At 48.2% G+C, this 26,443-nt stretch carries 23 protein-coding genes; 15 read left to right on the plus strand and 8 right to left on the minus strand.

Annotated elements, in window-relative coordinates:
- From IDZ20_RS00560 to gshB, 3 genes are all read right to left on the minus strand, one after another.
- Complete coding sequence (locus IDZ20_RS00560; RefSeq protein ID WP_188149474.1) at positions 1 to 585, minus strand: YqgE/AlgH family protein; 585 nt, start codon at positions 583 to 585, stop codon at positions 1 to 3.
- A gap of 84 nt (positions 586 to 669) precedes the next feature.
- Positions 670 to 1,542, minus strand: a complete 873-nt coding sequence (locus tag IDZ20_RS00565; protein WP_188149475.1) for an energy transducer TonB — start codon at positions 1,540 to 1,542, stop codon at positions 670 to 672.
- A 54-nt stretch (positions 1,543 to 1,596) separates the two neighbouring features.
- Positions 1,597 to 2,547 carry a glutathione synthase gene (gene gshB / locus IDZ20_RS00570; RefSeq protein WP_188149476.1) on the minus strand — a complete coding sequence of 317 codons (951 nt, stop codon included), beginning with the start codon at positions 2,545 to 2,547 and terminating at the stop codon, positions 1,597 to 1,599.
- 246 nt (positions 2,548 to 2,793) lie between these two features.
- Between gshB and pilG the strand changes: the two genes are divergently transcribed.
- The 8 genes from pilG to IDZ20_RS00610 all read left to right on the plus strand — a co-directional run bounded on the left by pilG (position 2,794) and on the right by IDZ20_RS00610 (position 15,504).
- Positions 2,794 to 3,189, plus strand: a complete 396-nt coding sequence (gene pilG, locus IDZ20_RS00575) for a twitching motility response regulator PilG (RefSeq protein WP_121467187.1) — start codon at positions 2,794 to 2,796, stop codon at positions 3,187 to 3,189.
- Between the two features lie 48 nt (positions 3,190 to 3,237).
- The gene (gene pilH / locus IDZ20_RS00580) at positions 3,238 to 3,600 is read left to right on the plus strand and encodes a twitching motility response regulator PilH (protein ID WP_188149477.1); all 363 of its coding nucleotides are present in this window, start codon (positions 3,238 to 3,240) and stop codon (positions 3,598 to 3,600) included.
- Between the two features lie 153 nt (positions 3,601 to 3,753).
- The gene (locus IDZ20_RS00585) at positions 3,754 to 4,296 is read left to right on the plus strand and encodes a chemotaxis protein CheW (protein WP_188149478.1); all 543 of its coding nucleotides are present in this window, start codon (positions 3,754 to 3,756) and stop codon (positions 4,294 to 4,296) included.
- A 183-nt stretch (positions 4,297 to 4,479) separates the two neighbouring features.
- Positions 4,480 to 6,684, plus strand: a complete 2,205-nt coding sequence (locus IDZ20_RS00590; RefSeq protein WP_188149479.1) for a methyl-accepting chemotaxis protein — start codon at positions 4,480 to 4,482, stop codon at positions 6,682 to 6,684.
- Positions 6,685 to 6,702: 18 nt separating this feature from the next.
- Positions 6,703 to 7,557 carry a CheR family methyltransferase gene (locus IDZ20_RS00595; RefSeq protein ID WP_188149480.1) on the plus strand — a complete coding sequence of 285 codons (855 nt, stop codon included), beginning with the start codon at positions 6,703 to 6,705 and terminating at the stop codon, positions 7,555 to 7,557.
- A gap of 94 nt (positions 7,558 to 7,651) precedes the next feature.
- The gene (locus IDZ20_RS00600; RefSeq protein ID WP_188149481.1) at positions 7,652 to 13,891 is read left to right on the plus strand and encodes an Hpt domain-containing protein; all 6,240 of its coding nucleotides are present in this window, start codon (positions 7,652 to 7,654) and stop codon (positions 13,889 to 13,891) included.
- 5 nt (positions 13,892 to 13,896) lie between these two features.
- Positions 13,897 to 14,868: a chemotaxis protein CheB gene (locus tag IDZ20_RS00605; protein WP_188149482.1), complete on the plus strand. Its 972-nt coding sequence runs from the start codon at positions 13,897 to 13,899 to the stop codon at positions 14,866 to 14,868.
- A gap of 135 nt (positions 14,869 to 15,003) precedes the next feature.
- A complete protein-coding gene (locus IDZ20_RS00610) occupies positions 15,004 to 15,504 on the plus strand; it encodes a chemotaxis protein CheW (RefSeq protein WP_188149483.1) in 501 nt (166 codons plus the stop codon).
- Between the two features lie 66 nt (positions 15,505 to 15,570).
- Here IDZ20_RS00610 and hslO read toward each other — a convergent pair whose 3' ends face one another.
- The 3 genes from hslO to yrfG are packed head-to-tail and all read right to left on the minus strand — an operon-like array spanning position 15,571 to position 17,616.
- Positions 15,571 to 16,476 carry an Hsp33 family molecular chaperone HslO gene (gene hslO, locus IDZ20_RS00615; protein WP_188149484.1) on the minus strand — a complete coding sequence of 302 codons (906 nt, stop codon included), beginning with the start codon at positions 16,474 to 16,476 and terminating at the stop codon, positions 15,571 to 15,573.
- Between the two features lie 46 nt (positions 16,477 to 16,522).
- Positions 16,523 to 16,909, minus strand: a complete 387-nt coding sequence (locus tag IDZ20_RS00620; protein WP_188149485.1) for an RNA-binding S4 domain-containing protein — start codon at positions 16,907 to 16,909, stop codon at positions 16,523 to 16,525.
- A gap of 38 nt (positions 16,910 to 16,947) precedes the next feature.
- Positions 16,948 to 17,616: a GMP/IMP nucleotidase gene (gene yrfG / locus IDZ20_RS00625; RefSeq protein WP_188149486.1), complete on the minus strand. Its 669-nt coding sequence runs from the start codon at positions 17,614 to 17,616 to the stop codon at positions 16,948 to 16,950.
- Positions 17,617 to 17,654: 38 nt separating this feature from the next.
- On the opposite strand from yrfG, the gene nudE reads away from it, so the two are divergent.
- Positions 17,655 to 18,212: an ADP compounds hydrolase NudE gene (gene nudE, locus IDZ20_RS00630; RefSeq protein WP_188149487.1), complete on the plus strand. Its 558-nt coding sequence runs from the start codon at positions 17,655 to 17,657 to the stop codon at positions 18,210 to 18,212.
- A 336-nt stretch (positions 18,213 to 18,548) separates the two neighbouring features.
- The gene (locus IDZ20_RS00635; protein ID WP_188149488.1) at positions 18,549 to 18,767 is read left to right on the plus strand and encodes a hypothetical protein; all 219 of its coding nucleotides are present in this window, start codon (positions 18,549 to 18,551) and stop codon (positions 18,765 to 18,767) included.
- Between the two features lie 178 nt (positions 18,768 to 18,945).
- Here the strand turns inward: IDZ20_RS00635 and IDZ20_RS00640 are convergent, their stop codons facing one another.
- On the minus strand, positions 18,946 to 19,851 hold the full coding sequence (locus IDZ20_RS00640; RefSeq protein ID WP_188149489.1) for a DUF3014 domain-containing protein: 906 nt from the start codon (positions 19,849 to 19,851) through the stop codon (positions 18,946 to 18,948).
- Positions 19,852 to 19,902: 51 nt separating this feature from the next.
- On the opposite strand from IDZ20_RS00640, the gene IDZ20_RS00645 reads away from it, so the two are divergent.
- From IDZ20_RS00645 to IDZ20_RS00655, 3 genes are all read left to right on the plus strand, one after another.
- Positions 19,903 to 20,961: a lipid A deacylase LpxR family protein gene (locus IDZ20_RS00645; RefSeq protein ID WP_188149490.1), complete on the plus strand. Its 1,059-nt coding sequence runs from the start codon at positions 19,903 to 19,905 to the stop codon at positions 20,959 to 20,961.
- 227 nt (positions 20,962 to 21,188) lie between these two features.
- Entirely contained in the window at positions 21,189 to 22,109 is a 921-nt protein-coding gene (locus IDZ20_RS00650; RefSeq protein WP_188149491.1) for a type 2 periplasmic-binding domain-containing protein, read from the plus strand.
- Complete coding sequence (locus IDZ20_RS00655) at positions 22,106 to 23,587, plus strand: methyl-accepting chemotaxis protein (RefSeq protein WP_188149492.1); 1,482 nt, start codon at positions 22,106 to 22,108, stop codon at positions 23,585 to 23,587. Before IDZ20_RS00650 ends, IDZ20_RS00655 begins: the two co-directional genes overlap by 4 nt.
- A 99-nt stretch (positions 23,588 to 23,686) precedes the next feature.
- On the opposite strand, the gene IDZ20_RS00660 is transcribed toward IDZ20_RS00655, so the two are convergent.
- Complete coding sequence (locus IDZ20_RS00660) at positions 23,687 to 24,127, minus strand: Spy/CpxP family protein refolding chaperone (RefSeq protein ID WP_188149493.1); 441 nt, start codon at positions 24,125 to 24,127, stop codon at positions 23,687 to 23,689.
- A gap of 177 nt (positions 24,128 to 24,304) precedes the next feature.
- Between IDZ20_RS00660 and IDZ20_RS00665 the strand changes: the two genes are divergently transcribed.
- Both IDZ20_RS00665 and IDZ20_RS00670 read left to right on the plus strand, forming a co-directional pair.
- Complete coding sequence (locus IDZ20_RS00665) at positions 24,305 to 25,027, plus strand: response regulator transcription factor (RefSeq protein ID WP_188149494.1); 723 nt, start codon at positions 24,305 to 24,307, stop codon at positions 25,025 to 25,027.
- Positions 25,020 to 26,438, plus strand: coding sequence for a sensor histidine kinase (locus IDZ20_RS00670; protein WP_188149495.1), 1,419 nt, complete (start codon positions 25,020 to 25,022; stop codon positions 26,436 to 26,438). The genes IDZ20_RS00665 and IDZ20_RS00670 overlap by 8 nt, the downstream gene beginning before the upstream one ends.
- Positions 26,439 to 26,443: the final 5 nt, after the last annotated feature.

A 26,443-nucleotide genomic window follows, 5' to 3' on the forward strand; every position in this document is an offset into this window, starting at 1 on the left:
TCAAGCGTGCCCAGCAATAGTTGAGATGAGGTTCATGTCGACACCTAGTTGTTTGGTTGCCGCTGCCCAGCGCTCTTCGATTGGAGTGTCGAAAATAATACTGGTATCCGCGGGGAGTGTGAGCCAGGCGTTATTGGCGATCTCGTCTTCAAGTTGTCCAGGGCTCCAGCCGGCATAGCCTAGCGAAAATTGAGCATTGTGTGGGCCGCGATTTGTGGCGATGGCTTGGACAATATCGCGAGATGCGGTGAGGCTGATTTCTGGTGTGATTTGCAGTGATGCATCCCACTCGCCGTGGTTGCGGTGCAAGACAAAACCTCGCTGGGTATTAACTGGGCCGCCGGCAAGTACTGGGTGGCGGCCTAATGACGGGTGGTAGTCGATCTGGAGTTGCTCAAACACATCTCCTAGGGAAAGCTCCAAGGGCTGGTTGATAACAATGCCCATTGCTCCCTGATCACTGTGATCGCAGATATAGGTCACAGAGCGGGAGAATATGGGGTCAGTCAAGCCGGGCATAGCCACTAAGAATTGGTCTCGTAACCCGCCGAGATGACCGAAGTCAAAGCTTATCGAGTCAGTCATAGCTCTAGTATGCGGTTCTGTAGAAATAAAACAAGCTTGAAAATGTAGAAATAAGCTACTCGGCGATCGAGGTTCAAACGTGGCCTAGAGAGCGGTTCTAAGGCCGGTAATTTCAAATTGCCAGGTGCGGATTATTTCGATTTGATCGCTGTGTTTGCGAATCTCACTAGGGAAGCGGTCGAAGGGCGAAGCCAAACGCACAATTTGTAGGGCCGCTTCATCCAGCAGGTCATACCCGGACGATTGCAATATCTCGACATCGGCAAGTGTACCGTTGGCATTGATCAGCACCGCGAGACGCAGGGTGCCAAAAATCTCTTTGCGTAACGCCTCTTCAGGGAAGTTTTCGTTACCGATTCGTTCAACTTTTTGTGCCCAGCTGTTGAGGTAGGCTGCATCTTCAGAGGCTTTGGTGGAAAGCGATGTAAGGCGCCGAATGCGCGGTTTATTTGCGAGTGCTTGCATCTGTCGGTCTATCTTGGCTTTAAGGCTAGCAATTTCTGGGTTGGTGAGAATAGCCTCGAGTTCGTCGCCTGGCTGTTCTTGTTGATTATCAACTTGCGGGCTATCCGCTGGCTGAAGTACCTGCCGCTGGCTGGTTGTGCCTGTAACGACGCGGCTGCGGTTTTCTGCCTTGTGGCGGGCCTGTTGCTGTGTTATCGGGTTGATGTCGTGAATATTGAGGTCGTCAAATTGAGCAGGGTCGCGTGTAGTAATTTCTTTGATCTCATCTTCTGTGCCGCTGCCGACCTGGTCGTATTGAGCTAAAAAATCGGCCTTATCTGGGGCTTCTTTGGAGCGATGAGTCGCCACGGTGACGTTTAGCGTTGGTGCTATTTTATTGCCGCTGCCGAGAGAGAAAGACACGCCAAAGATCAGCATCGCATGCAAAGCCGCTGCAATAAATATAGTGAAGCTGAGGCGGTCGCCAGTATCTACGTTTTCGCTATAAGTCATTTGGATGGTTTTGTGGCCGTGTTAATGAGTGGTTTGGCTTGTGCTGCATCAGCATTACTTGAGTGATTCGATTGCGAGTATGAGCTTTTCGCCGATGCGCGTGTCGTAAGCTTTATCGATTTCTTTGACGCAGGTTGGGCTGGTGACATTAATCTCTGTTAAATAGTCACCAATAATGTCGAGCCCGACAAACATTAAGCCCTTTTCGACTAAGCTGGGTGCTATTTGCGCGACAATCCATTGATCTCTTTCGCTAAGAGGCTGGGGGCGGCCGCTGCCACCGGCTGCAAGGTTGCCGCGAGTCTCACCCTTTGCGGGTATTCGTGCCAAAGCGTAGGGAATCGCTTCGCCATTCACAACTAATACACGTTTATCGCCCTCAGTTATGGCAGGTATGAATTTCTGCGCCATAATAAAACTAGTGTTTGCAAGTGTTAGCGTTTCCAATATAACGGATACGTTGGGGTCGTCGTGCTTGCAGCGGAAAATTCCACTTCCGCCCATGCCGTCAAGTGGTTTGAAAATTACATCGCCGTGTTCTTGATGGAAGGCTTTTAGCTTGCTCGAATCGCGAGCGACTAGTACCGGCGGACAGCATTGTGGGAACTGGGTGGCAAAAACCTTTTCGTTGCAGTCGCGCAAACTTTGCGGCTTGTTGATGATCAGGCAGCCCTCGCGCTCGGCACTTTCGAGAATGTAGGTTGCATAGATGTATTGGTTGTCAAATGGCGGGTCTTTGCGCATTAAAACGGCATCGAGCTCGGCAATGGGTTTGTCAACTTGTACACCTAAATCAAACCAATGCTGAGCATCATCAGCTACAGTTAAAGGGTACATGCTGGCGCGTGATTTTCCATCAGACAAATAGAGGTCTTGAATTTCCATATAATACAGGCTGTGCCCTCGCTCTTGCGCGGCTAGCAAAAGTGCTAAGGTAGTATCCTTCGGAAATTTGATGCCGGAGATGGGGTCCATGACCACACCTATCGAGAGCTTGTTAGTCAAGGTCGTATCCTCAATTTATTGAATTATGGATTGGCGAAACTGATAATCATGAGCGATTATAAAAGGTACGGGTGTAATTAAACTACCGAAATCTGTTGGTAGTTTAGTTAGCTGGGAATTCATAGATTCCTATATTTTTTAGGAGTTTATGGATTAAACTGCAAAACTATGTTAAAAGTTGCGGCATCCCCGATAGGGCTTGTAGCGGTAAACTTAACTCCAAGACTAAATTAGCAAGGGCAATTTATGGACGTCAATCTAGAGCACCTGAAGGTGATGGTTATCGACGATAGTAAAACCATCCGCCGAACGGCCGAGACGCTGCTCAAAAAAGTTGGTTGCACAGTTGTAACAGCTACAGATGGCTTCGATGCCTTAGCTAAAATTGCAGATACTCGTCCCGACATTATCTTTGTCGACATCATGATGCCACGTCTAGACGGTTATCAAACCTGTGCACTTATTAAAAACAATAGCGAATTCAAATCCACTCCCGTAATTATGTTGTCCAGTAAAGATGGTCTTTTCGATAAGGCTAAGGGGCGCATTGTGGGGTCGGACCAATATCTGACTAAGCCCTTTAGTAAGGGTGAATTAATCGGAGCAATCGAAGCGCATGTGAAAGTTGCGCGCGCAAGCTAGATACCATCTTCCTTTAATTAATTTCCCAGATGAATCCGGGGGAGACCTATGGCCAAAGTGCTAATTGTCGATGACTCGCCTACCGAAACGTATAAGTTAACCGGTATGCTCGAAAAGAACGGACACACAGTAATAACTGCTGGCAACGGTGAGGCCGGTGTAGTTACCGCCAAAGCGGAGCTGCCAGATCTAATTTTAATGGATATTGTGATGCCTGGCCTGAATGGCTTCCAGGCTACTCGCCAGCTAAGCAAGGCGCCTGAAACTACTCATATACCTGTGATTATTGTAACCACCAAAGATCAGGAAACTGACCGTGTATGGGGTATGCGTCAGGGTGCTAAAGCTTACCTGACAAAACCTATAGACGAGAAAGATCTGTTGAATACGCTTGCCAAGGTGGGCGTTTAGCCATTGTGTAACTGAGGTGTGTTTTTAGGTTGCCTCAGTCTGGTCTTAGTCGGCAGCTGCCTAATTGTTGTTATATGACGTTTGGCGGCTGCAGTAACCGAGTTTGTAGCGGTTACGCTCTTTGCGAATAAAACATAAGGTAATTGTGCCCAGATGTCAGAAAATCCCGCTTTTCAGGCGCTAGCAGATCTTTCCGCTCAGTGCCGAAAATCTGCTCACGGACTGCCAGCTCAGGTCGAAGCTGCTCCGCGTTGGAGTGGTATTGGCTTTTCGGTCTTGGGGCAGCGTTTTGTTGCACCCATGAGTCATGTTGCGGAACTGATGGAGGTGCCGGGCTCAACCCGTTTACCGGGTGTACACCCGTGGGTCTTGGGCCTCTCCAACGTTCGCGGCCGTCTATTACCGTTATTTGATCTGGCCCAGTTTTTTGGCGGCGGTTTAAGCGCACAGAAAAAGCACCATCGCGTGTTAGTTTTAGAGACCGGCACGCTTTATTCGGGTGTGGTGGTGGAAATGGCGTTTGGTATGCAGCACTTTACCGCGGACAGTTATGGCGAGTGTACTCAGCCAGTGCCAACACCATTGGCTCCATTTGTAGAGGGGGCCTACCACGATCAGAGTGGTGAGACTTGGCCAGTATTTAGTATGGCGAGGTTGGCGCAAGATTCTCGTTTTAACAACGCAGCGTTTGTTTAGGTTTTACGCTTTTTTGCGTCGCAGTTGCGAATTGCATAACAACAAAACGATAAGTAAGAATAACAAAGTTTGGACGATGGATTCGGTGGGTTATCAAACTGAAAATATCGTGATTTCTCTAATCATTGCGTCAGGTTCGGCGCGGTACTTGTGGTAACACATACATTCGCTTGGGAGCGTCGTATGAAGAGTGATTCAGTGGGCCTGTTGGCTCGGGCAAAAGCTAATCCAGTATTGGCTTCGTTAATTGTGGCGCTAGTCGGATTTACCTGTCTGATCGGTTTCATTATTTTCCAGCTGATCAGTAACGCTGAGCGAGATCAGCAGTATTTACAGCTGGCTAGTGATTTGCGTGCATCGTCGTTCCGTTTGGCATCGCTCTCGCGTGACGCGACGGCGGGTCAAGGGCAGGCGTTCTCGCAATTACAAGAAGTTACGGCGAGCATGGAAAATAGTTGGGCGCGTTTGCGCTCTGCCGACAATCAGACCCGTATGGTTTTGTCGGCCGAAGTTGCCGCTTTTGATGGTGTTTGGTCGCGCGTTAAAAAGCAGTCAAAAGAGATTACCGACAACAAAGATACCATCGTATTCCTACACGACGTGGCGACTACCCTGAATGAATCGCTCCCAGAACTTCAGGCTGAACACAACAATATCGTTGAGATTCTGTTAGAAAACCGCGCGCCGTCGGATCAGATTGCAACAGCTCAAATGCAATCTTGGCGTGCAGAACGTATTGGACGAAACGTAGATAAGATGTTGCGTGGTGGTGATGACGCCGACCGCGCAGCCGATCAGTTTAATCTTGATGCTAGCCTTTTCGGAAAAGTTCTAGATGGATTGAAGGATGGCGATATCGCGATGAGTATCTCGCGCGTGACCGATGACGAGGCGCTCGAATCCTTGGAAGAAATCACCGACTTGTTCGGGATCGTAAGTGGCTCGGTTCGCGATATTTTTGAAGCATCGCCGGCACTATTTCGCGCCCGACAAGCGACTAACAATATTCTCGATGACGGCCCTGTAATGCTGGAGAGTTTGGGCTCGCTATCTGACTCGATAGCAGCCTTGCCTGAGTCTCGTGCATGGAATAACCAGTTGTTGTTGATTGTCGGTGCGCTTTGGTTGGTGTGCCTAATTGCCATCTCAATGCAGTTGATTCGCTCTGCAAACAATCAGGCGCGCAGCACCGCTGAAACCAATGAACGGAACCAAAGTGCAATTTTGCGACTGCTCGACGAGCTCGCCGATCTCGCAGATGGTGATTTGACCACCACCGCAACGGTTACCGAAGATTTTACTGGTGCGATTGCCGACTCCATTAACTACACCATTGACCAACTTCGAGTTCTGGTTTCGCGGATTAACGAAACCTCGGAGCGAGTTGTAACCGGCTCTAAAGATACCCAGCAAACTGCGTTACACCTGGCAGAAGCGTCTGAACACCAAGCGCAAGAAATTGCCGGAGCTTCGGCAGCCGTTAACGAAATGGCCGTCACAATCGACCAAGTATCGGCGAACGCTGCAGAGTCAGCTGGCGTTGCGGAGCGGTCGGTGTCAATCGCTAAGAATGGCGCGAAAGTAGTACAAAACACTATCAACGGTATGGATACGATTCGCGAACAGATTCAAGACACCTCAAAGCGTATTAAACGCCTCGGTGAATCGTCACAGGAAATTGGTGATATCGTAAGTTTGATTAACGACATTGCTGACCAAACAAACATTCTTGCACTTAATGCTGCTATTCAGGCGTCGATGGCGGGTGATGCAGGTCGAGGCTTTGCTGTGGTTGCGGATGAAGTACAGCGTCTTGCGGAACGCTCTGCTACGGCGACCAAACAGATTGAAGCACTGGTTAAAACCATTCAGAACGATACCAACGAAGCGGTTATCTCAATGGAGCAAACCACGTCGGAAGTGGTACGCGGAGCTCGCCTAGCACAGGATGCGGGTGTGGCACTGGAGGAGATCGAAACGGTATCGGCTAACCTCGCGGAATTGATTCAGAATATTTCCAACGCAGCACGCCAGCAAGCGTCATCTGCTGGCCACATTTCTAACACGATGAACGTGATTCAAGAAATTACCTCGCAAACTTCTGCGGGTACGAATGCTACTGCGAAATCGATTGGTAACCTCGCTGGATTGGCGATTGAGCTACGTGAATCTGTAACCGGCTTTAAGTTGCCGGAAGAAGTTGATCACGAAGGTTTTGAAGGCAATGACTTTGACGATTACGAATCAGTAGTCGAAGGCTCCGATGACGAGATGGTCACCTTAGATGACGAAGTTATGGATTTGTCTTTAGACGATGCTATTGATGATGAAGACGATACAACTTTGACTGCATTGGAAGACGAAAAGGAATCCAGTGTCCGGGTTTAATTTGACTGGTTGTAATACATGATTTGGTCTTTGCAGGCTGCGGCAGATCTCACCGAAAAACAATTTGATCAGTGGAGCAAGTTGTTAGAGGAGCGCGCAGGTATATGTTTAAGTGATCAGCAACGTGTGTTTCTGCAAACGCAGGTCAGTATGCGTATGCGTGAACTCGGCCATACCGATTATTCGCAGTATTACAATCGCGTTGTAGACGGCGTCTCAGGGATGATGGAATGGTCTGTATTGATCGACCGTCTAGTGGTGAAAGAAACAAGTTTTTTCCGCCACAAGCCATCGGTTGAAAGTGTTAGAAAACACCTGCAAAACCGTATCAATAATGACACCCTGGACGGCGCTTTTGAGGTTTGGAGTGTTGGTTGTTCTTCGGGCGAAGAGCCCTATTCTCTTTCGATGGTGATCAACGATTGTTTTAGTCTTGCGCGACGAGATCCTTACTACGGCGTTACCGCGACAGACATCAGTCGTGCCGCTCTTACCATTGCGCGCAATGGCATATATCCCCAGCGTAAAGTGGAAATGTTAGATCCACATGTTCGCCAGCATTACTTTACTCAGCTCGAAAATGGTCGCTATCAAATTGCGCCAGAACTTAAAGATAGAATCTGTTTTAACCACGCGAACGTTCTCAATATTAATGAGATGCCGAGCGCGCAGTTAGACGTAATTTTTTGTCAGAACTTGCTGATCTATTTTCGCCGTTGGCTGCGTCATGAAATCATGAATGCGTTCGTCGAACGCTTAAAGCCAGGCGGCATACTCGTCGTCGGTTTGGGTGAGGTGGTAGATTGGGCCAACCCAGATGTTGAACGGGTTACGAAAGATGAAGTTCAAGCTTATGTACGGAAAGCGGGTTAAGGTTTGATACAGATATTTGATCGAATCAAGATTAGAGCGAGATTGGATCGAATGAAAAACAACAATAGGTTAATCGTGGTTCAGGGCTCCACCTATGGCAGATAAACGTAACTTTGCAGCGCTGGATTGGGTTATCGGTGAAATTAGCGATACCCTCAAGGACGCTAGACAAGCGCTGGAAGCTTATGTGGAAGATCCTAAGGACTCCACACGGATACGGTTTTGTCTCACCCATATACATCAGGTGCACGGCAGCCTACAGATGGTCGAATTTCACGGTGCCTCGCTGTTGGCTGAAGAAATGGAGCACCTCGCGCAAGCTTTGATGGATCATCAAGTTACCAGCGCGCCGGAAGCTCAAGAAGTGCTGATGCGCTCGTTGTTGCAGTTGCCCAGCTATCTAGACCACGTTAAAAATCAAAAAGAAGATCGCCCTGGTATCGTGCTGCCGCTGCTAAATGATTTACGGGCAGTACGAAATCAAAGTTACCTGAGTGAAACTAATTTATTTTCGCCGGACCTCAGTCCGATCAGCGGTATTAGTGGTAACAGACACCCCATTACCGGCGACCCAGCCAAGCTAAAGCAAGTTCTTAAGAAACTTCGGGAAATGTACCAGTTCGCCGCGGCCAGCGTGTTGCGCGGTATAAAAATCGAAGAGAATCTAAGCTACCTCGATAAAGTATTTAGTCGGCTTGAAGCGCTCACCCAGGGTACGCCTAGCCACCCCTTGTGGGAGGTTTCTGCAGCTTTGGTTGAAGGGTTGTTGCGCGACGATATTGAATTGAGTGTAGCGGTGCGCGGTTTGCTGCGTCACCTTGCGCGAGAGCTACGTATCTTGGGGGAAAAATCTCCGGGTGCGCTGGATTTCACTCCGCGTGAAAACCTTCTCAAAAACCTTCTCTTTTATGTCGCTCGTGCGGACGCCGGCGGAAAGAAGGTTCAGCGTGTAAAAGAACGCTACAACCTCGACTCTGCTTTGCTGAATGCCGGCCCAGGTGACAGCGATCGAAACTCGCTCTCTGCGCCAGATCCCGAGGCGATTCGTTCGGTGATTGTCGCACTTAGCGATGAAATCAATACTATTAAGCACGCTCTAGATGCGCCGCTTTCAGGCCATGGATCACCGGAAGACTTGAAAGAGGTTTTGCCGGTTGTGAAGCGCGTTGCTGACACCCTAGCGGTGCTGGGTATAGGTGATTTACGCAAGCAGGTTATTATTCAGAACGAAGAGCTAGAGCGCCTAAGCACGCTTAACAGCATTGATGAAGAGCGTTTGCTGGGCGTCGCCAGTAGAATTATTGAAATAGAACACCGTTTAGAAGCCATCTCAAAAGTGGTCGGCACCAACCGTGATTTAGCGACTGTTGATGAGCGCGAAATTGAAATCGATCAAGCTAAGATAACCGTATTACGCGAGTGCCAGCTGGGTCTCGAGCAGATTAAAGATGCCATTGTTGAGTACATCTCTTCGAAGTGGGATAAAAGCCACCTGCTCAATGTTGGTGCCTTGCTTAAAGACATCCGCGGCGGCCTAGATATGATCCCCTTGCCGCGTCCGGCAAGAATATTAATTAGCTGTAACGACTTTATTCAGGAGCAGCTGCTAGACAAAGAAGATAAGCCTGCTTGGCAAACCTTAGACACTTTGGCCGATGCGATTGCCAGTGTTGAATACTATTTAGAACGACTTTCTGGCGATATGGAGGAGGACTCCGAAGGCCTATTGGATGTAGCCGAATCCAGCGTTGCCTTTTTGGGTTACCCCGTTACCAATTCGGGCGGTATCGTACATGCTCCCGCGTCCGTCGTTGAGCCAGCCGTAACGCCAATTGTTGAGCCCAATAGGCGCTTTAACGATCCAGCCAGAGATGTGGTTGAACTTGAGAATGACGAGAGTGATGAAGGTTTAGAGCTGCAGTCCCTGTTGACCGCTGAGCAACTAGATGAACCTGAAACTACTACAGAATCCGAGACGGCTAGTAACGCTCCCGAGCGCGCTGTTTCGCTGGATTTAATCAGTGTCGACGACGATGCTGAAGAAAGTGATATCGACGATGAAATTATTGAGATTTTCATCGAAGAGGCGGGCGAAGTAACCGAAACATTGCACGAGTACTTCCCGCAATGGAAAGAAAATCAGCAGGACCAAGATGCCCTAGTTGTCGTGCGCCGAGCCTTTCATACCCTTAAAGGTAGTGGTCGCATGGTCGAGGCCGCGGATATCGGTGAGTTGGCATGGTCTGTAGAGAATATGCTTAACCGCGTTATCGATAACACCGTTACTGTAGATCCAGCTCATGCGCATTTTATCGAGCACGTCCTCAACTTACTGCCAACCTTAATCGAATCCTTTGCGAATAAAACACGCAACCCACAGCGCGCTTTAACCGACCAGTATATGGCGTGGGGCGATCGATTATCGAGCGGAGACATACCTGAAGAGCTAGCTCGAATTCCAGATGGCGGAAGCGTCGAGCTTCCAGATCTGGCCGGCACCGCCGCAACCAGCGAAGTGCAAAGTAGTGATATTGAACCGATAGTGGCGGCCGAACTTGTCGCAGAGGTCGATAGCGACGAGCAAGATGAGAATTTAATTCTCTGGGAAATATTTTCTAGCGAAGCGGAAACCCATCTCGCCACAATGCAGCAGTTTATCGACCACATGGAGCAAGAGGCACCGCTTTACCAGCCGCCGTCCGATGATCTTCAGCGTGCCTTACATACCCTTAAGGGTAGTGCGAAGATGGCACACGTAAATCCAATAGCGGCTATGGCCGAGCCATTGGAATCCTTCGCTAAGGAACTGATTAGTTATCAGGTTCCTATTAACGCCGATATCTTGCAGCTATTGCGTGATTGCGTCGCCTACACCCGCGACGGACTTGTCCAGTTACGCCGTGGTGAGATGGTCGAGATAAGTCGAATTGAACAGTTTGTTGCCCGTTCTGCGGAATTGCGCCAGCTTTCGGTTGGCCATCTGGTGCACTTAAAAGAGTTGGCTAAAGATGGACAGCAAAAAGTAGATCCACGCTTGTTGTCGATTTTCATGGCCGAGGATATGAACCTGTTGCTCGACGCCGAGGAGACTCTTGGCGCGTGGCAGGTGAACCCTGCTGATACGCAGGCGGTTAAGCCAATGGTAAATGAATTGACTACCCTTAACGAAGGGGCTCAATTGGCGAACCTGCCTGATATGGCGGGATTAAGTGCACAGCTATTGAAAGTGTATGACCAGGCATTCGCCGGTCAGCAGGATGTAAGCGACGATTTTTTCCAGTTACTTGGAGCGGGCCACAACGCGCTCTTGGATATGGTCGACGCTGTTGCTGCAGGGCAAAATGCAACAATTCCACCTGAAGATATAACCTCGTCACTAGCATCGTTGATTCATGCTGGTGAACTATTGCCCGCTAAACTAGATCCTGCATCCGATCAGTCCGAAGGCCTACTTGCCGAAGGGGGCGACACCGATGGTAGCTTACCTATAGCGACAGACCTACCCGAACATGCGGTATTCGACGAAACTGATCTCGCCGACTTCAGCGAAAATTATCTCGACACCAGCGCGCTGCTTGTCGAGTCCGCTAAGGTCGAAGCACCGCAAGAAGACAGCTTGCAAGATAGTGATACAGCCTTAGATTTGGGCGACGAAAGCCTAAGCCTTTATGGTGTTGAAACTGAGGACTTAAGCGACGATAGCAACGAAAACCAAGACGCTTCAGCAGAGGCTAGCCTAGAGCACAGCCTCAACGAATCACTACCCAAGGTTGATGAACCGTCGGTTAGCGGTTCTGCAGATGCTGAGTCGGTAGACGAGTCTAGTGTTCTGGCGGTTGTTGGGTTGCTCGATAATATTGATACCAAAGATGAAGACTTCGACGAAGATATCGTCGAAGTGTTTCTCGAAGAAGCTGACGAATTAATTGAAGAGCTGGACGAGGCGGTACACAGCTGGGAAGCGGACTGGTCCGATTTCGAAAACGCCGAGCAAATTAAGCGTGCACTTCACACCCTTAAGGGCGGCGCACGCTTGGCTGGCATGACAAATTTGGGTGAGCTCACGCACGATTATGAAAGCTTTATTATGGCAACTGACTTGTCGGTTGTAGAAGAAGGCTTTTTCGCTACGCTGCACGATTATCAAGACCAAGTGTTGAGGGCTGTGCGCGCCGTTCAGGTCTTTATGGCGAGCGATAGCGATCAAGCACGTGGTGCCGATGAGACTGATATAGCCGCCGCCGAGCCACTTGAGTTCGCCGCAGAATCGAATACTGCTCCCGCGGTGAGTAACGTAAACTCAGACGTCGAAGCCGACGAACCACCTGCAGCGATGGTAATGAGTGCGCAGGAATCCAATGTTCTCCCCTTTATGCCCAAACCTCGTGATGAGGGTATGCAGCAGGGGTCGGGCTTTAGTATGCCTGAACTCAACAAGGGCAACGCACCGGCTCCGCAGCAGGCGATAGCGCGAAAAACTGGCCCTCAAGAAGTGGTCAAGGTTAACTCCGACCTACTTGAAGAACTGGTGAATCTGGCTGGTGAGACCTCCATCAGTCGCGGTCGTATTCAGCAGCAAGTTAGCGATTTTGGCGGTTCGTTAGATGAAATGGACGCAACCCTTGGTCGATTACAAGAGCAGCTGCGTCGTCTAGACATCGAAACTGAAGCGCAGATCTTGTTCCGTCAGGAACAGTTGGCGGCGCACGAAGATTTTGATCCATTAGAGATGGACCGCTATTCAGCGTTACAGCAGCTGTCACGCTCGCTGATCGAATCGGCGTCCGACCTTGAGGATTTAAAAGCCACACTTTCCGACAAAGTGCGCGACACAGAAACCGTGCTACTCCAGCAATCGCGTATTAATACCACCTTGCAAGAAGGGCTAATGCGTTCCCGCATGGTGCCTTTCTCTCGCCTCGTGCCGCGTCTGCGTCGGATCGTTCGGCAGGTTGCTTCGGAACTCGGCAAGCAAGTGAGCTTTGAGCTGGATAACGTTGAAGGCGAATTGGATCGCTCTGTACTTGAGCGCATGGTGCCGCCGTTGGAGCACATGTTGCGCAACGCCGTTGACCACGGTGTCGAAATGCCTGAACGTCGAATCGAATTAGGCAAGCCTGAGTCCGGTCGGATTGTCCTGACTTTAGGGCGCGAAGGTGGCGATGTTATTTTGCGTCTCGCAGATGACGGTCGCGGCGTTGACTTAAAGCGGGTACGCGAAAAAGCGATCGATCGTGGTTTGATGGCCGCTGATGCTGAATTGAGCGACTTCGATGTGATGCAGTTTATTCTTCACGCAGGCTTTAGTACCGCCGAAACCGTAACCCAAATATCCGGCCGCGGCGTCGGTATGGATGTGGTTCATTCCGAGATTAAGCAGCTGGGCGGCAGCGTTACCATTAACTCTGAATGGGGTGCGGGCACCGAATTTATTGTACGTTTACCATTTACCGTTTCGGTAAACCGCGCGCTAATGGTAGAAATCGGTTCAGACTTGTACGCCGTACCGCTAAATACCATTGAAGGTATCGTGCGAGTAAGCCCATTTGAGCTCGAACATTACTATGCTAGTCAAAATGCTAAATTTGAATACGCGGGCGAAAACTATAAAGTTCGCTATTTAGGAACCTTACTTAACCGCGATACCCCGGCAAAGCTAGAGGGGCACGCGTTACCCCTGCCAGTATTGCTGGTGCGCTCCGCTGACCAAACCATGGCTATACAAGTCGATGCCTTACAAGGCAGTCGCGAAGTGGTTGTAAAGGCTCTTGGGTCACAGTTCGGTGCTGTGCAGGGCGTTTCGGGTGCTACGGTGATGGGTGATGGTAGCGTCGTGGTTATTCTCGACCCCCATGCGTTAGTACGTGTTGATATGGCTCAGTCTTCCTTGTCCCTCGAGCATCAGCACACCAGTTTACCCGCGCAGGCCGTTCCAATTGAAGAGACCACAAAAACGATTATGGTGGTGGATGATTCTGTAACCGTGCGTAAGGTAACCACGCGTTTCTTGGAGCGGGAAGGGTTTGATGTCATTACCGCTAAAGATGGCGTGGATGCACTGCGTGTGTTGCAAGAGCAAATACCCGACGCCATGCTATTAGATATTGAAATGCCGCGCATGGACGGTTTTGAAGTCGCGAAAAATATTCGTACCAGTAGCCGCTTGAAGCATATCCCAATCATTATGATTACCTCGCGTACCGGCTCCAAGCACCGCGACCACGCCATGAGCCTTGGTGTTAATGGCTATATGGGTAAGCCTTATCAGGAAGATCTACTACTCGAAAAATTAAATGAACTGCTAGCGTTGGCAGTTAACCCCGAACTAGGGTAACGATTTTGAAAGTTCAGGCCATCAAATTCGGCCTGTTGGCGGCAACACCAACGGAGTTGGCCGACATTCAGCGAATGGTAGTGCGAGCTGGGCATATTGTTGTCGCTTCGGTCACGGTAGAAGCGACAAAGCTCAAGCCTCTGCCAGAAGTAGAGGCTTGGGTTGTACGTTTAGGTGGCGAGGACGATACCGATGAGCCGCTTATCGATTTATTAGATTGTTTGTCGACACCTATCATTTACGACGATCTTGAAGTTGAGACAACACCGAATATAGATGAACGCAGTCGCCGATTTGCTGCAAAAGTGCAGCAGTGTTGCGCCGATGTGAGCGGTTTTGTTGGGGTTCGTGAGCAGAGTTCAGACCGCAGCAATAGCAGTGACGTTAAGCGCCGTGCGCAAGAGGTTTGGGTGTTAGGCGCGTCTACTGGCGGGCCTGAAGCTGTGACAGCTTTCTTAGATTGCTTACCCAAAGGGGTTACAGGTGTTGCTTTTATTTATGTGCAGCACATTAATTCAGAAATTAGCGACACACTACGAAAGGTTTTGGTGCGCCACACAAGCTGGCAGGTGTTTAATTGTGAGAAAGCGCATTTAATCGCCGAACAAAGTATTTACATCGTCTCGCCAGCGAACCAAGTCAGCATTCACGATACCGGGATCTTGGCGCCTCACCCGGATGCTTGGTTGGGGCCTTATAGTCCCTCAATCGATCAGGTTATGGCCAAGCTTGCACGGGTGTACGGGCATTCGAGTGGTGCAATAATTTTTTCTGGTATGGGTGATGACGGCAGTAAAAGTTGTGCCTATATGCATCACTATGGCGGCACGGTTTGGGCCCAGTCACCGTTGAGTTGTACCGTTGATTCTATGCCTGTTTCTGCTATCAATACGGGTGTGGTTAGCTACCAAGGGTCTCCTGAAAACTTGGCAAAACGCTTCGCTCATGAGCGCCATTCAAAGCAAGCGGCGTTTTAACGAAAACACAATTTACAAATTAATCCTGACCGCACCTGTTGTTAGTATTCGGGATTGAAGTGAGTTTTAAGCGGTACGCCGAACACTCAAAACTCGCTACACAAACACTATCAGCCTCGATAAAAAGATACCGTTATGAGTGACGACCAAATAGAAATCGATCCAGATACAGAAGATACCAGCGAAGAGGTTTCTTGCCTTCTTGTGCCTTTATTGAATACACGCTTGTTGTTGCCAGCATCTACTGTTGCAGAAATGGCGGCGATGAAGCCGCTGATTCCGGTTGATCGCATGCCGTCTTGGATGCTGGGCTTCTACGACTGGCGGGAAGTTCGCGTGCCGGTTATTTCTTACGAGGTTATTAATGGAGTTAGTGGTGCACCGCTGCATCCTCAGGGTCGTATGGCGGTCATCAACAATACTGGCGTTGACCCCCGGCTACCGTTTATTGCAATACCAACTCAGGGTATCCCGCGTATGTCTCGGGTTAGTATTCACGATATTTCCGAAAATCCGAATGTTGTGCGGCGCAGTTTCGATAGGATGCGTGTACGCATCGGCATGGAAGAATTTGTGATACCTGATATCGGAGCCATAGAGCAGGCTTATATTAATACTGGCCGCTTAGACGGTTAAACGACCCGGCTGCCCGCTGTAAAAGCGGGCAGCTTCATATTCTTCTTGTCCCGAATTCTAGCTTAATTAATGTAATGGCTGATCTTTCTCGCCAAAAATAGAATCCATATCCTCGCTGGCAAATGCATAGTGCTGACCACAAAACTGGCAGTCGACTGCGATTTTTCCCTTCTCTTCTAGCATCGATTCCGCGTCGCTACGGCCGAGTGAAATCAGTGCGTTAGCGCTTCTCTCGCGACTACAACTGCAGCGAAATTGAAGTTCTCGTGCTGGGTATAGGCGGCATTTAAGTTCATTAAATAAACGGTACAACAGTGCATCGCGGGGTAAACTAAACAGTTCGTCGTGGGTTAACGTAGCGGCCAAATTTACGGCGGTGGCCCAAACCTCGCCGCGCTGATCTAGATCTTTAATTTTCTGAGCGGGTAGGCTTTGTAGCATTAGGCCGCCACAGACGAATTCGCTGGCAAATAACCAAAGCTTGGTGGGGAGCTGTTCGGATTGTACGAAATAAGACGAGAGGCAAGCCGCAAGTGTTTCGCCGTCGAGTGGCACAACACCCTGATAGCGCTCCCCTTGGCTCGGGTCGACGGTGATGGTCAAAAACCCGTTACCGAGCAGTTCCTTAAACGATTTCTCCGTACCTAATAATTCGAGCTGTTCGTTAGTGAAAGACTCCGAGTGACGTAAAATTCCGCGCAGATCACCACGATTATTGGCTTCCGCCATGATTAACGGGACTGCGCCATCTCCACGTGCTTGCAGGGTGAGGACGCCATCAAACTTGAGTGTTTCACTGAGTAGCGAGATGGCCGCAAAAAACTGCCCCAATAGCGGCTTAAGGGATGTAGGTATTTGCTGATGCGCCATTGCTTTCTGATAGCTGGTGCGCAGTGTAACAAGCTCACCGCGAACATCGGTATCATCAAAAATAAAGCGGTGAGTACAATCAAAAACGTGGTGTTCAGACATAACAACAGGGTCCGGTTAATTTGGGCAAGAGTCGATCGGCACGAAACTATTCGTTTAAATCGCGCTTAAATTGATTGATGAGGCGGCGCTCACGCGGATTAGGCTTGCCGGCAGTGTGAGCACTCTGGCCGCCAAGCGATTTGCGTTGCGCTGCGTAGAGTGCGCGTTTTTCTATGCTGGCTTGTGTTTCTTGATAAAGCTTAGCTGCTTCCGGTGCACCGCGACGTTGATCCGACAGCGCTAAAATCAGCACCTCGCGTTCATCATAGCCCTGTCTTACCTGTAGCGTCATACCTTCTTCGATATCTTTGCTAGCTTTCACGCGAGCGCCATTCAGGTGGATTTTTCCACCGTCGATGGCCTGCTTTGCTAGGCTGCGGGTCTTAAAAAACCGCGCCGCCCAGAGCCACTTGTCGATACGAACTTTGTTCATAAGATTAAATAGCTGGGATATTGGATTTAAGTGGCGCTCTACGGCTGCACGTGCGTAGGGGGCATTATCTCGTCGAAATGGGTGATGTCGATAAATTCTCCAGACGCAATACCACGACGTTGGCTATCGGGTTGAGTGATACATACCAGATGCTGAATACCAAAGGTTTTGGCGCTGCGGAGAATATTGGGGGTGTCGTCTATAAATAAAGTGGTGTTCGGGTCGAAATGTTCTTTTTCCTGCAATTTGTGCCAAAAAGCGATATCTTCTTTTGGTAGGCTGAACTCGTGAGACGAGATTACCAAGTCCAGCCAGCGGTCAATTTCTGTCACATCCAATTTCAGCTGTAACCCTTTTGGGTGAGAGTTGGTGATAAGTACAACCTTTTTACCAATGTGGCGTAGTGTTTTTAGAAACTCTTCCGCGTAGGGGCGTATTTGAATCTTGTGGAGAATTTCGCGTTTAAGTAGTGGAATATCCATTTCGACCAGTTCAGACCAGTGATCTAAACAATACCACTGTAGCGTACCTCGGTAGGATTCGATGCGCTCACCCAAAAAGCGCTCGGACTCTTCCAGCGAGATGCCTTTCGCGTCTGCATAGCGCATGGGTAGATGAGTAAGCCAAAAATAGTTATCGAAGTGGAGGTCGAGCAAGGTGCCGTCCATATCCAATAACACTGTCTCGATTTGGTTCCAGTTAATCATTGTTATAATGCAGTTCTCATTTATCTAGGTAATCCACTATGCCGGTTAAACCCGAAATACTCAATTGCAAGATGGTCGCGCGTAGCCGCCTATTCCGCATTGAGGAGCTGTCGTTACGTTTTAGTAACGGCGAAGAACGAATATATGAGCGTTTAGCATCGGGCGGCAGTGGCGCGGTACTTATAGTGCCTATACTTGATGAAGATACGGTGCTGTTAATTCGCGAATACGGTGTAGGTATTGAGGGCTATGAAATTGGATTGCCAAAGGGCCGGGTCGAATCTGGGGAAGATATTTTACACGCGGCTAACCGCGAGCTGATGGAAGAGGTTGGCCACGGTGCTCGTGAACTAAAGCTACTAAAACGGGTGAGCCAATCTCCCAGCTATATGCAGCACCATACCAATATAATAATTGCCCAAGGCCTGTACCCCGAGACGGCTGAGGGTGACGAACCCGAGCCGCTTGACGTTGTACCCTGCTCGCTATCGGACATCGATAACCTCGTTGCAAGTGGCGAACTAACCGAGGCGAGAAGTATTGCGGCGCTGTATTTGGCTCGTGCTTATCTAAAAGGTGATTACAAGCCGAATTAGGGGGACGACTCTGGGCTTATGAAGTCACCTGCTTTAAGCTCAGGTGTGGCGCGTGATGCAGCGAAAGTGAATACTTACTAAAACGCGACTGATATTAGAACCCTATCTCGATATAAGAAAAAAGTGGCGTCAGATTTATCTTTTGGCCGTTTTATGAACCATCTTTGCTTCAATCACTCTGATATTTAGCTATTCTTAACCGACCGGCAACATAATAAGAAAAAAGCTGGAAATAGAATCAGGCCTATCGTTTTACATCAACCTAGCGTCTTACCCTAGAGTTGTAACATAAGACTTACAAAGGGCAGTCAACCTAACAACGAATGGAAGAGGCATATGAACAGGGCACATCAGCTACACGGTATCAATGCGCCGTATAACAACACTACCTTGATGCGGCAACAGCTCATTCGTGAAATAACGTGTTTAGAGCGTCAGTTAGAGCGTTTGCGCTTGCGTGATGAGTTGTTAGATTTCTCTACCGTACAAACCTATGAAGAAATGATTACAAGTCGCCGAGAGATGTTAGAAAATTTACCATGGGAAAACAGTTAGTTTAAGCTTATTGCCTAGCGGACTTTTGATAATTAAAACGCTAGCCGTAACCTTGGTAACTTGCCCCAATTTCTCGATATTTTTTAGCGCTATTTCACGGCTTGCTAAAGACGAATCTATAATCATTAAAGCTAGTAAAGGCCCGCGGTATTAAGCGGGCTTTTTTATGTAACAAAGATCAACCCTTTCTCTTATCCTCTGTTCGTTCTAATAAACTTTTTAATTCCTTTAACTTCAACTTAACGCTAGCGCGATTTTCGGTACCGAGACGCAGCATCAATTTTTGACTGTTGGGTAGTCGTTCCAACGCGGGATCCAAGTATTTATAGAGTACCGATGTACGAATTAATATCGGTTCCTGCTTAGGCTCTGGTGTTGCTAGTAAATTGGTTAAAGTGTCTATTACGACTTGGTTAAAATCGGAAGGCCCTTCCCCTAACTCCTCGTAGGCTTGTTGTAACAGAGGGTAATAGGCACGATAAAGCTGAACAGCAGAATCGAGCGGCGCCCTATTGATCAGTTCGACATAGGGTTGGTAGCGCTGAAAATTAGCTGCGCCCATTTGGTACGTTGGCGTTTCTATAAATTCACCAATAACCTCTGACGATGCAATGGGCGTGGATTTCCCGGTTGCAACTGCATTAAATTGTTTAGCGGGGCCCTCTAAGGGCCGATACTGCTGAACAACATTTCCCTTGCTGAGATTATAAATAGCACGCACCGACTTTCGGATAATCTCATCGGGTGTTAGCTTTCCCGCGAGCGCGCCCAACAAATTTAATGACGTAATCTCATTCCTCAGAACTACGTCGCTATCGTTAAGCTTGGGAAGCGGAGTTGGTGTAGGTTCAGGTGTGGTTTGAGCTTCTGCAGTGATGACAGCAAGTACTTCCGATGACTTGTTAACCGTTGTTGGCATCACTACAGGGGTAGGGATGGGAACCTGTTGTGAAATAGATTTGACCGCCTCAGTGTTAGAATTCTGATCTCGAGAAAGCAAAAAATACGCGAGTAGAGCGGCTACGAGGCAAACGCCAAGTAACAGTAAGGTTACGATTGGAAATGGGCGGTCGTTTGTACTCATGGTATTAACCCTAAAAATCTCAAAAATTGAAGCTAAGGAAAACCATAGCGAATGGCTACTAAGAACTCATTCCGGCCTAAGAGTTCACCTGCTTGGAGTATATGGCTAAGTTCACTCATCACTTTTGTTGTTGCCGTATCACTATTTAGCGAAGCGGGAGCAAGAGGTGATGATAGGCCTGCTACGGAATACCTAAGCGTGGTATTTGAAAACGACGTGTTCTTTCAGGAGGACGGCGGTTATACCAACGGTTTTGGCATAGCATTAGGTAAGGGGACTTTTGACGAATTTGATCAAGACAATACGCCAGCATGGCTATTACCCTTGGTTAAGCTTAGCTATTTAAGCCGCCTAGATAATCGCAAGCGCGCGATCAGCTACCTGTTTGGCCAAGTCATTAATACCCCTGAGGATATTGAATCGGAAGACCTGTTAAGCCAGCAGCAGCCTTATTCTGGTGCGTTACTTTGGCGAGCGAATTTTTACGCCGTTGATACCGACACTACAGATCGAATAGCGCTCCATCTTGGTGTGGTTGGGCCTAGCGCTAAGGCAGAAGAGTCCCAAAAATTAATTCACAAACTTACCAGTGGAACCAATCCGCGTGGTTGGGCCCATCAACTTAACGACGAGCCCGTGGTTAGACTTGAGTTCGCTCATTCCGAAAAATTGTGGCAGCGCTCGTTAACAGGTGGACTGGGTATTGAATTTATTGGTAGCGCTCATGGTGGTGTTGGCAACCTGCGCAGTGACATCGGCGCCGGTGCCGGGTTTCGCTGGGGTAACCATCTAGCCGAAACTGTGCATACAGCGACGGATTTGCCGGGGCGAGAGGTAAACCCAATTGCTGGCGTTGGCGAACGACGTTGGTTAGTTTTTGTTGAGGTATTGGGGCGTTATGTTTTTAACGATATTTTTATCGAAGGCAATAGCGTTAAGAGTAGCCACGGTGTACCTCTAATTCATGAACAGCTCCAATTTAGCTACGGGGTATCATTCAATTTGGGGCGATGGGCGTTTATCTACTCTGGCGCGCGCGCAACGAAAAGCTATAAAAATCAGCCTGCTTCTAGTGATTTTGGCGCCATTGGCGTTACCTACCGGTTTTAAATTCCCGTTTTAAACAATTATTTTGCCGACAAATTCGGCAGCTAAAATTGCATGTGTCTATACTCATTATCGAGTCTACGTGAAATGGCATGGTTCTATATATGCTGTTGGTGTTCGCGTCTTTGTTTAATACCACAAGATCAAACTTCGCATTAGTTCTGGCGTAGTTAGTCAGCCGAAGATCTAAGCCGTACGCATGTATTGGCAATAGAGTACGGGAAACTCAGATGAACCCCCTAAAATGTTACTTCGCCAATTTTTTTCTATACGTTAAATATGTTGCGGCCTTTACATGCATTGCGTGCGTTAGCGTATGCGTAAGGGGTGAGCAAGTTCGAATACCTAAAGAAAGCGGTGAAGAGAAATTGGCGGATCGATTGATCGTCGAATTGCTGCGCCGCGGCAATAAATACCAGCCAACATTTCCCTATGGTGAGATTGATTCAATACCTCTAAGTACAGTTATCAAGGACGTAGAGAATAATGACTTAGATATTTTTTGGGCGCTGTCGAGCCCAGATTATGAAAAGAATTTTCAGGCAATCTATATTCCCTTGTATCGCGGTCTGTTCGGCATGCGCCTAGCCATAGTGAAACGAGAAAACGCGTACCTATTCGAAGATGTAAAATCACTTGGTGACTTAAAGCGGTTTACTGCTGGTCAGGGAAAGTTTTGGGCCGACACCCAGATTCTAGAAAATAATGGGCTGCCAGTTGTTAAAGAGTTGAAGTACAGCAACCTTTTTAGAATGCTAGAAGCCGAAAGGTTTGACTATTTTCCTCGGGCTATTCAAGAGCCCTGGTTAGAGGTTCAGAGGGAAGCGAATCTAAATCTTGTTATCGATAAATCATTACTGCTTTGGTACAAAGCGCCCTTCTATTTTTTCGTCAATAAAAATAATCAAGCGTTAGCGAAACATCTAACCGAGCAATTAGAACTCATGATCGCCGACGGAAGTTTTGACGAGATCTTCTTTGCTGATGAAGAAACTCAAATGGCTCTCAAAAACTCTGATATTAAAAACCGTCGCGTTATCAAATTAGCTAATCCATTTTTGAGTGATAAAACGCCGCTTGAAAGAAATGAATTGTGGTTGGACCCAAGTGATCTAAACGTAAAAACTTATACAAGTAGAGGGCAAAAGTGAAATCTATAACAACTAAAGTGTTGGTGGTTGTATTGGCAACCGTAACCATAGTTCTAGGCGTAACCTCAATCGCTTCCTATCTCTATCTTAGTACTCAAGAATACAAGGAACTAGAGAATGAAATATCGGATCTAAATGATCAACTAGAAGTCATTATGAAAGATCCTATCTTCTCCTATGATCTGCCAGTGCTGCAGAAAATTGTCGATTCCTATGTAACGGGTAATACTATCAGTGCGATCACCGTCTTCGATCAAAAAGATCGACGTATGGTAACCGCAAAAAATGATCATTCTGTCTACCGCTCACTTAGCTTCCCTGTGACTTACAATAGCGGCAAAGAAATCGGCAAGATTAGTGTTAGCTATAGCGATGACGGCGTCACCAATGCATTGGTGTATAGCATTATTGAAACGGTAATCAATATGATCATTACGCTAATCGTACTGTCGGTATGTTTGGTGTTGTTGATCCAGCAAGTAGTACTTCGGCCACTTTCGATAGTAACCAAAACGATATCCGGAATTAACAGTAACGGTACATTCAATCTCGCAGTTCGCGCGCCCACGGATCGTGAAGACGAAATTGGCGAGTTAGCGTTAAGCTTTAATAAACTGTTAGAGGTCGTCTCGTCGACATTTCGAGAAACCCAAAAGAGCATCGATCAAGTTGGTGAGTGGGTAGAGAAATTTGGCGGTGTGAGTAAAAAAACGAGCGACAATACATTGGAGCAGCGCAATATTACTCAGAATTCTATTTCACTACTTTCCAGCCTGCAAAGCTCGATAGATGGCATTGTTAAAAGCACCGAGGATACCGCAGCCGATTGCGAAGAAACGTTGCAGGTAGCGACTGAACGAAAGCAAGACGTAGAGAAAAATTTGAAGCTTGTAAGTGATTTAGTAATTGAATTGGATTCAAATGCAACGACCTCAAATGAATTAAGAGCCTCTAGTGAAACCATTGCAGGCGTACTTGATGTTATTAAAAATATCGCCGCACAAACAAATTTGCTGGCGTTAAATGCGGCAATTGAGGCTGCGCGGGCAGGCGAGACCGGTCGTGGTTTTGCGGTTGTTGCCGACGAGGTGCGTACCTTGGCGCAGCGAACTCAGGACTCAACTCTTGAAATAGAACGTATTATCGGTGAGCTTCAGCAAAAAACAGAAGAGTCATTTTTGGGGACACAGCGTGGCCAAAGTATGGTTAAAGAGGCGATAAAGCTGACCGAAGCGAGCGCCGACTCCTACAACCTTATAGCCAGCAAAATTCAATCGATAAGTAGCCGCATAGCTTTAGTGGCAACCTCGGCTGAGCAGCAGCGTGAACTTAGTCACGAGGTAAACGAAAAAATGAGCAACGTGTTAAGTGGCTCGGAATATCTCGCCAATGAGATTTTACAAATGAACAGCGACGCAAATGATGTTGCTGTAGCCGAGAAGAAGCTCGTCTCGGATCTAAGTCGTTACCGCTACTAGCTGTTGTTGTAACTGCCTACCAAACCATGCGAAAAAAGGCCACCAAAACGAGTTTTGGTGGCCTTCTGTTATGCGAATGAAGAACACTCGATAAAGCTTCTATCTGCGCCAGCCGCCGCCATTGCCGACTCTATTTGACGCTTTAAAGTCTTTTAGTTGTAGGCGTTGTTCCTCGGTTAAGACCGCTTGAATTTGCGCGTGAACTTCTGCGCGCTGTAATACGCGCTCACGTGCATTTTCGGCAGCTTGCTCGGCAAGTTGATCTACCTGCTGTTGGTAATCTACTGCTTGTGGGTCCAAATCTCGCATTTGATCGCCAAGCCAAGCGCGCGGGTTTCCATCCGTCGCATAGGTTGCGTTAATATCGGCGATGGCACTTTTTTGCTCGTCGGTTAGGGTTAGAATTCTCTCTAACATAGGCGTTTGCATGCCTCGGCTTGGTCCGCCGTCACCAAAGCAATCACCTCGCCCAGCAAAACTCGCCGCGGCAGAAGTTGTGAGCGCTATAGCCAAAAGTGTTGTGGGGAATAACTTGTTCATAATATTAGCTCCTAAGTTGAGGGTTGATTGGTACGCTTAGTGCCAACCAATATGATGAAAGCAATCGCCTCATCCGTTGAGCAGATTATGCTCTGCCTGGTCGCTAAGTAGGGTTAAGTCAGTGTAAAGTTAGGTAAAGATTTACGATGATAAAAATGACTCAAGTAGACTCGTCATATGAATACTGTTGCCACCAAAATACTGCTTGTCGACGACGACCAAGAGCTGTGTGAGCTGCTAGGCGATTATCTGCGTTTACAGCAACTAGATGTTGATTGTGCTCATTCGGGAGTGGACGCCTTGACGGTGCTCGAAGCTGATAGCCGCTACGCAGCGGTCGTGCTCGATATCATGATGCCGGGTATAACAGGGCTCGATGTACTACAGAAGTTGCGCCCCGCGAATACCGTCCCGGTAATTATGTTGACGGGGCGAGGCGATGATATAGATCGTATCGTTGGGCTCGAGATGGGCGCGGATGACTACCTCACCAAACCCTGCAACCCACGTGAGCTGCTCGCTAGAATCAGAGCGGTACTGCGCAGGGCGAATGCGTCGCCCGAGGTTAGCCGTCCTGTGCCGGCGGACGAGCTAAGATTACATGGCATTAGCGTTAGCCCTGGTTTGCTCTCCGCAAATGTAAATGGCGTAGACCTGAATTTAACCGGCGCAGAGTTTCATACCTTGCAATTATTGATGCAACAAGCGGGGCAGACAATTTCTAAGCAGGAGCTAACTGAGCAAGTACTGCAGCGAAAGCTTGAAGCTTACGATCGCAGTATCGACGTTCATATTAGTCGGTTGCGGCAGAAGTTAAGTATGCAAGGTGTGGACGGCATAATTAAATCAGTGCGAGGTCAGGGCTATCAACTGCTGACCACGGATGGTCACGGTGACTAAAGTAAAGCCGATGAAAGCGACAACAAGTGAAAATCGCGTGCGCGGATTTGGTTTCCACCGACTTTTTTGGCGAATTTTTCTATCCTTTTGGTTGTCGAGTATTTTTATAATGCTGGCAACGACCTACGTGATTACCGAAAAAATCGAGCGGGCTGACTTTACAGAAAACTATACGGGGTTGGTAAAGCAAATATCTAGCAATATCATTGAGCGTTATGAGCGGGGTGAAGTTATGCATCCGCGCTTACTCGAGCGGGAGTTGCGCCAACGATTTAATCGCGCAACGAATCATCCACCAGATGCTGGCGATTCGTCGTCTTCATTAACGTCTATTGCCGACAATTTTGGTCATGCACCGAAAATACGTATGACAATTTTCGACGACCAAGGTAAGCAAATATTCGGCTGGCCGAACCGTAATTTACCGCAAGACGATGTGCAGTCGTTAAATTTATTGAGTAACGCTGGCAATGAATATCAGGTGGTTTCTGTTAAGCCTCCCGTTCCGCTATTCTTTAAACACGCTCTGCGACGTTTTACCTCGGTGCAGCTGGTGATTATTTTGATTGTGTCCAGCATCGTGAGCGCCGTATTGAGTTGGAGTATTAGTCGGCCATTGAAAAAACTCGGGCGCTACAGTCGTGACTATGCGCAGGGGAATACTTTGGTAGCGGTCGACAAAAAACTTCTGCAGCGGCGCGATGAACTTGGCGACCTCGCCACGGATATGGCGTATATGACAAGTCATGTTAATGCGACTTTACAAGCGCAACAGCAATTGTTACACCATGTGTCCCATGAACTGCGTGCGCCCTTGGCACGCTTGCAGGCGTCGGTGGGATTGGTAGAAGAGCAGTTGTCGGACAGCACCTATACATCGCGAATACATGGAGAATGCGCGCGTATCGATAGTTTGATACAGCAGATTCTCGATTATTCTCGTTTGAATAAGACCAACGAATCAAAAACGGATGTCGATCTAGTGTCGCTGGTGGCGGAGGTGAAAAAGACTATTCAGCTTGAATACCCCGAAAAAGAAATCGAGCTAGATTTAAAACAAGAAAGTGTAGTTGTGCCCGCATATCAGAAAACGCTCCAAAGCGCGTTGGAGAATATCGTGCGAAATGCCTGTAAATATACGCCAGCAGAAAAGAAAGTCGATATTACCCTAAGACAGCGAGAAGATAGCGTAACGGTGTGTATTAAAGACTATGGCGAAGGCGTTGACGCCGATGATATCGTTCGGCTAACCCAACCCTTTTATCGCGCGGGCAATCAAATGCACACGCAGGGTTTTGGTTTGGGCTTGAGCATTGCCGAAAAGGCGCTACACAAACACCGCGGTCAATTGCTAATTGAAAATCAACCGCGCGGTGGTTTGTGTGTTAGTTGTACACTACCAATTAGCTAAGTAAT

This window comes from Teredinibacter waterburyi (assembly GCF_001922985.1).
In the GTDB taxonomy this organism is placed as follows: Bacteria; Pseudomonadota; Gammaproteobacteria; order Pseudomonadales; family Cellvibrionaceae; genus Teredinibacter; species Teredinibacter waterburyi.

What these genes read in the sequence shown, in the direction of transcription:
- IDZ20_RS00635 (WP_188149488.1), top strand. Translation starts at nt 18,549, where the DNA reads ATGAACAGGGCACATCAGCTACACGGTATCAATGCGCCGTATAACAAC.
- IDZ20_RS00585 (WP_188149478.1), top strand. Translation starts at nt 3,754, where the DNA reads ATGTCAGAAAATCCCGCTTTTCAGGCGCTAGCAGATCTTTCCGCTCAG.
- IDZ20_RS00565 (WP_188149475.1), bottom strand. Translation starts at nt 1,542, where the DNA reads ATGACTTATAGCGAAAACGTAGATACTGGCGACCGCCTCAGCTTCACT.
- hslO (WP_188149484.1), bottom strand. Translation starts at nt 16,476, where the DNA reads ATGTCTGAACACCACGTTTTTGATTGTACTCACCGCTTTATTTTTGAT.
- IDZ20_RS00665 (WP_188149494.1), top strand. Translation starts at nt 24,305, where the DNA reads ATGAATACTGTTGCCACCAAAATACTGCTTGTCGACGACGACCAAGAG.
- pilH (WP_188149477.1), top strand. Translation starts at nt 3,238, where the DNA reads ATGGCCAAAGTGCTAATTGTCGATGACTCGCCTACCGAAACGTATAAG.
- IDZ20_RS00645 (WP_188149490.1), top strand. Translation starts at nt 19,903, where the DNA reads ATGGCTACTAAGAACTCATTCCGGCCTAAGAGTTCACCTGCTTGGAGT.
- IDZ20_RS00590 (WP_188149479.1), top strand. Translation starts at nt 4,480, where the DNA reads ATGAAGAGTGATTCAGTGGGCCTGTTGGCTCGGGCAAAAGCTAATCCA.
- IDZ20_RS00595 (WP_188149480.1), top strand. Translation starts at nt 6,703, where the DNA reads ATGATTTGGTCTTTGCAGGCTGCGGCAGATCTCACCGAAAAACAATTT.
- IDZ20_RS00650 (WP_188149491.1), top strand. Translation starts at nt 21,189, where the DNA reads ATGAACCCCCTAAAATGTTACTTCGCCAATTTTTTTCTATACGTTAAA.
- IDZ20_RS00620 (WP_188149485.1), bottom strand. Translation starts at nt 16,909, where the DNA reads ATGAACAAAGTTCGTATCGACAAGTGGCTCTGGGCGGCGCGGTTTTTT.
- IDZ20_RS00640 (WP_188149489.1), bottom strand. Translation starts at nt 19,851, where the DNA reads ATGAGTACAAACGACCGCCCATTTCCAATCGTAACCTTACTGTTACTT.
- pilG (WP_121467187.1), top strand. Translation starts at nt 2,794, where the DNA reads ATGGACGTCAATCTAGAGCACCTGAAGGTGATGGTTATCGACGATAGT.
- IDZ20_RS00600 (WP_188149481.1), top strand. Translation starts at nt 7,652, where the DNA reads ATGGCAGATAAACGTAACTTTGCAGCGCTGGATTGGGTTATCGGTGAA.
- IDZ20_RS00610 (WP_188149483.1), top strand. Translation starts at nt 15,004, where the DNA reads ATGAGTGACGACCAAATAGAAATCGATCCAGATACAGAAGATACCAGC.
- nudE (WP_188149487.1), top strand. Translation starts at nt 17,655, where the DNA reads ATGCCGGTTAAACCCGAAATACTCAATTGCAAGATGGTCGCGCGTAGC.
- IDZ20_RS00660 (WP_188149493.1), bottom strand. Translation starts at nt 24,127, where the DNA reads ATGAACAAGTTATTCCCCACAACACTTTTGGCTATAGCGCTCACAACT.
- yrfG (WP_188149486.1), bottom strand. Translation starts at nt 17,616, where the DNA reads ATGATTAACTGGAACCAAATCGAGACAGTGTTATTGGATATGGACGGC.
- IDZ20_RS00560 (WP_188149474.1), bottom strand. Translation starts at nt 585, where the DNA reads ATGACTGACTCGATAAGCTTTGACTTCGGTCATCTCGGCGGGTTACGA.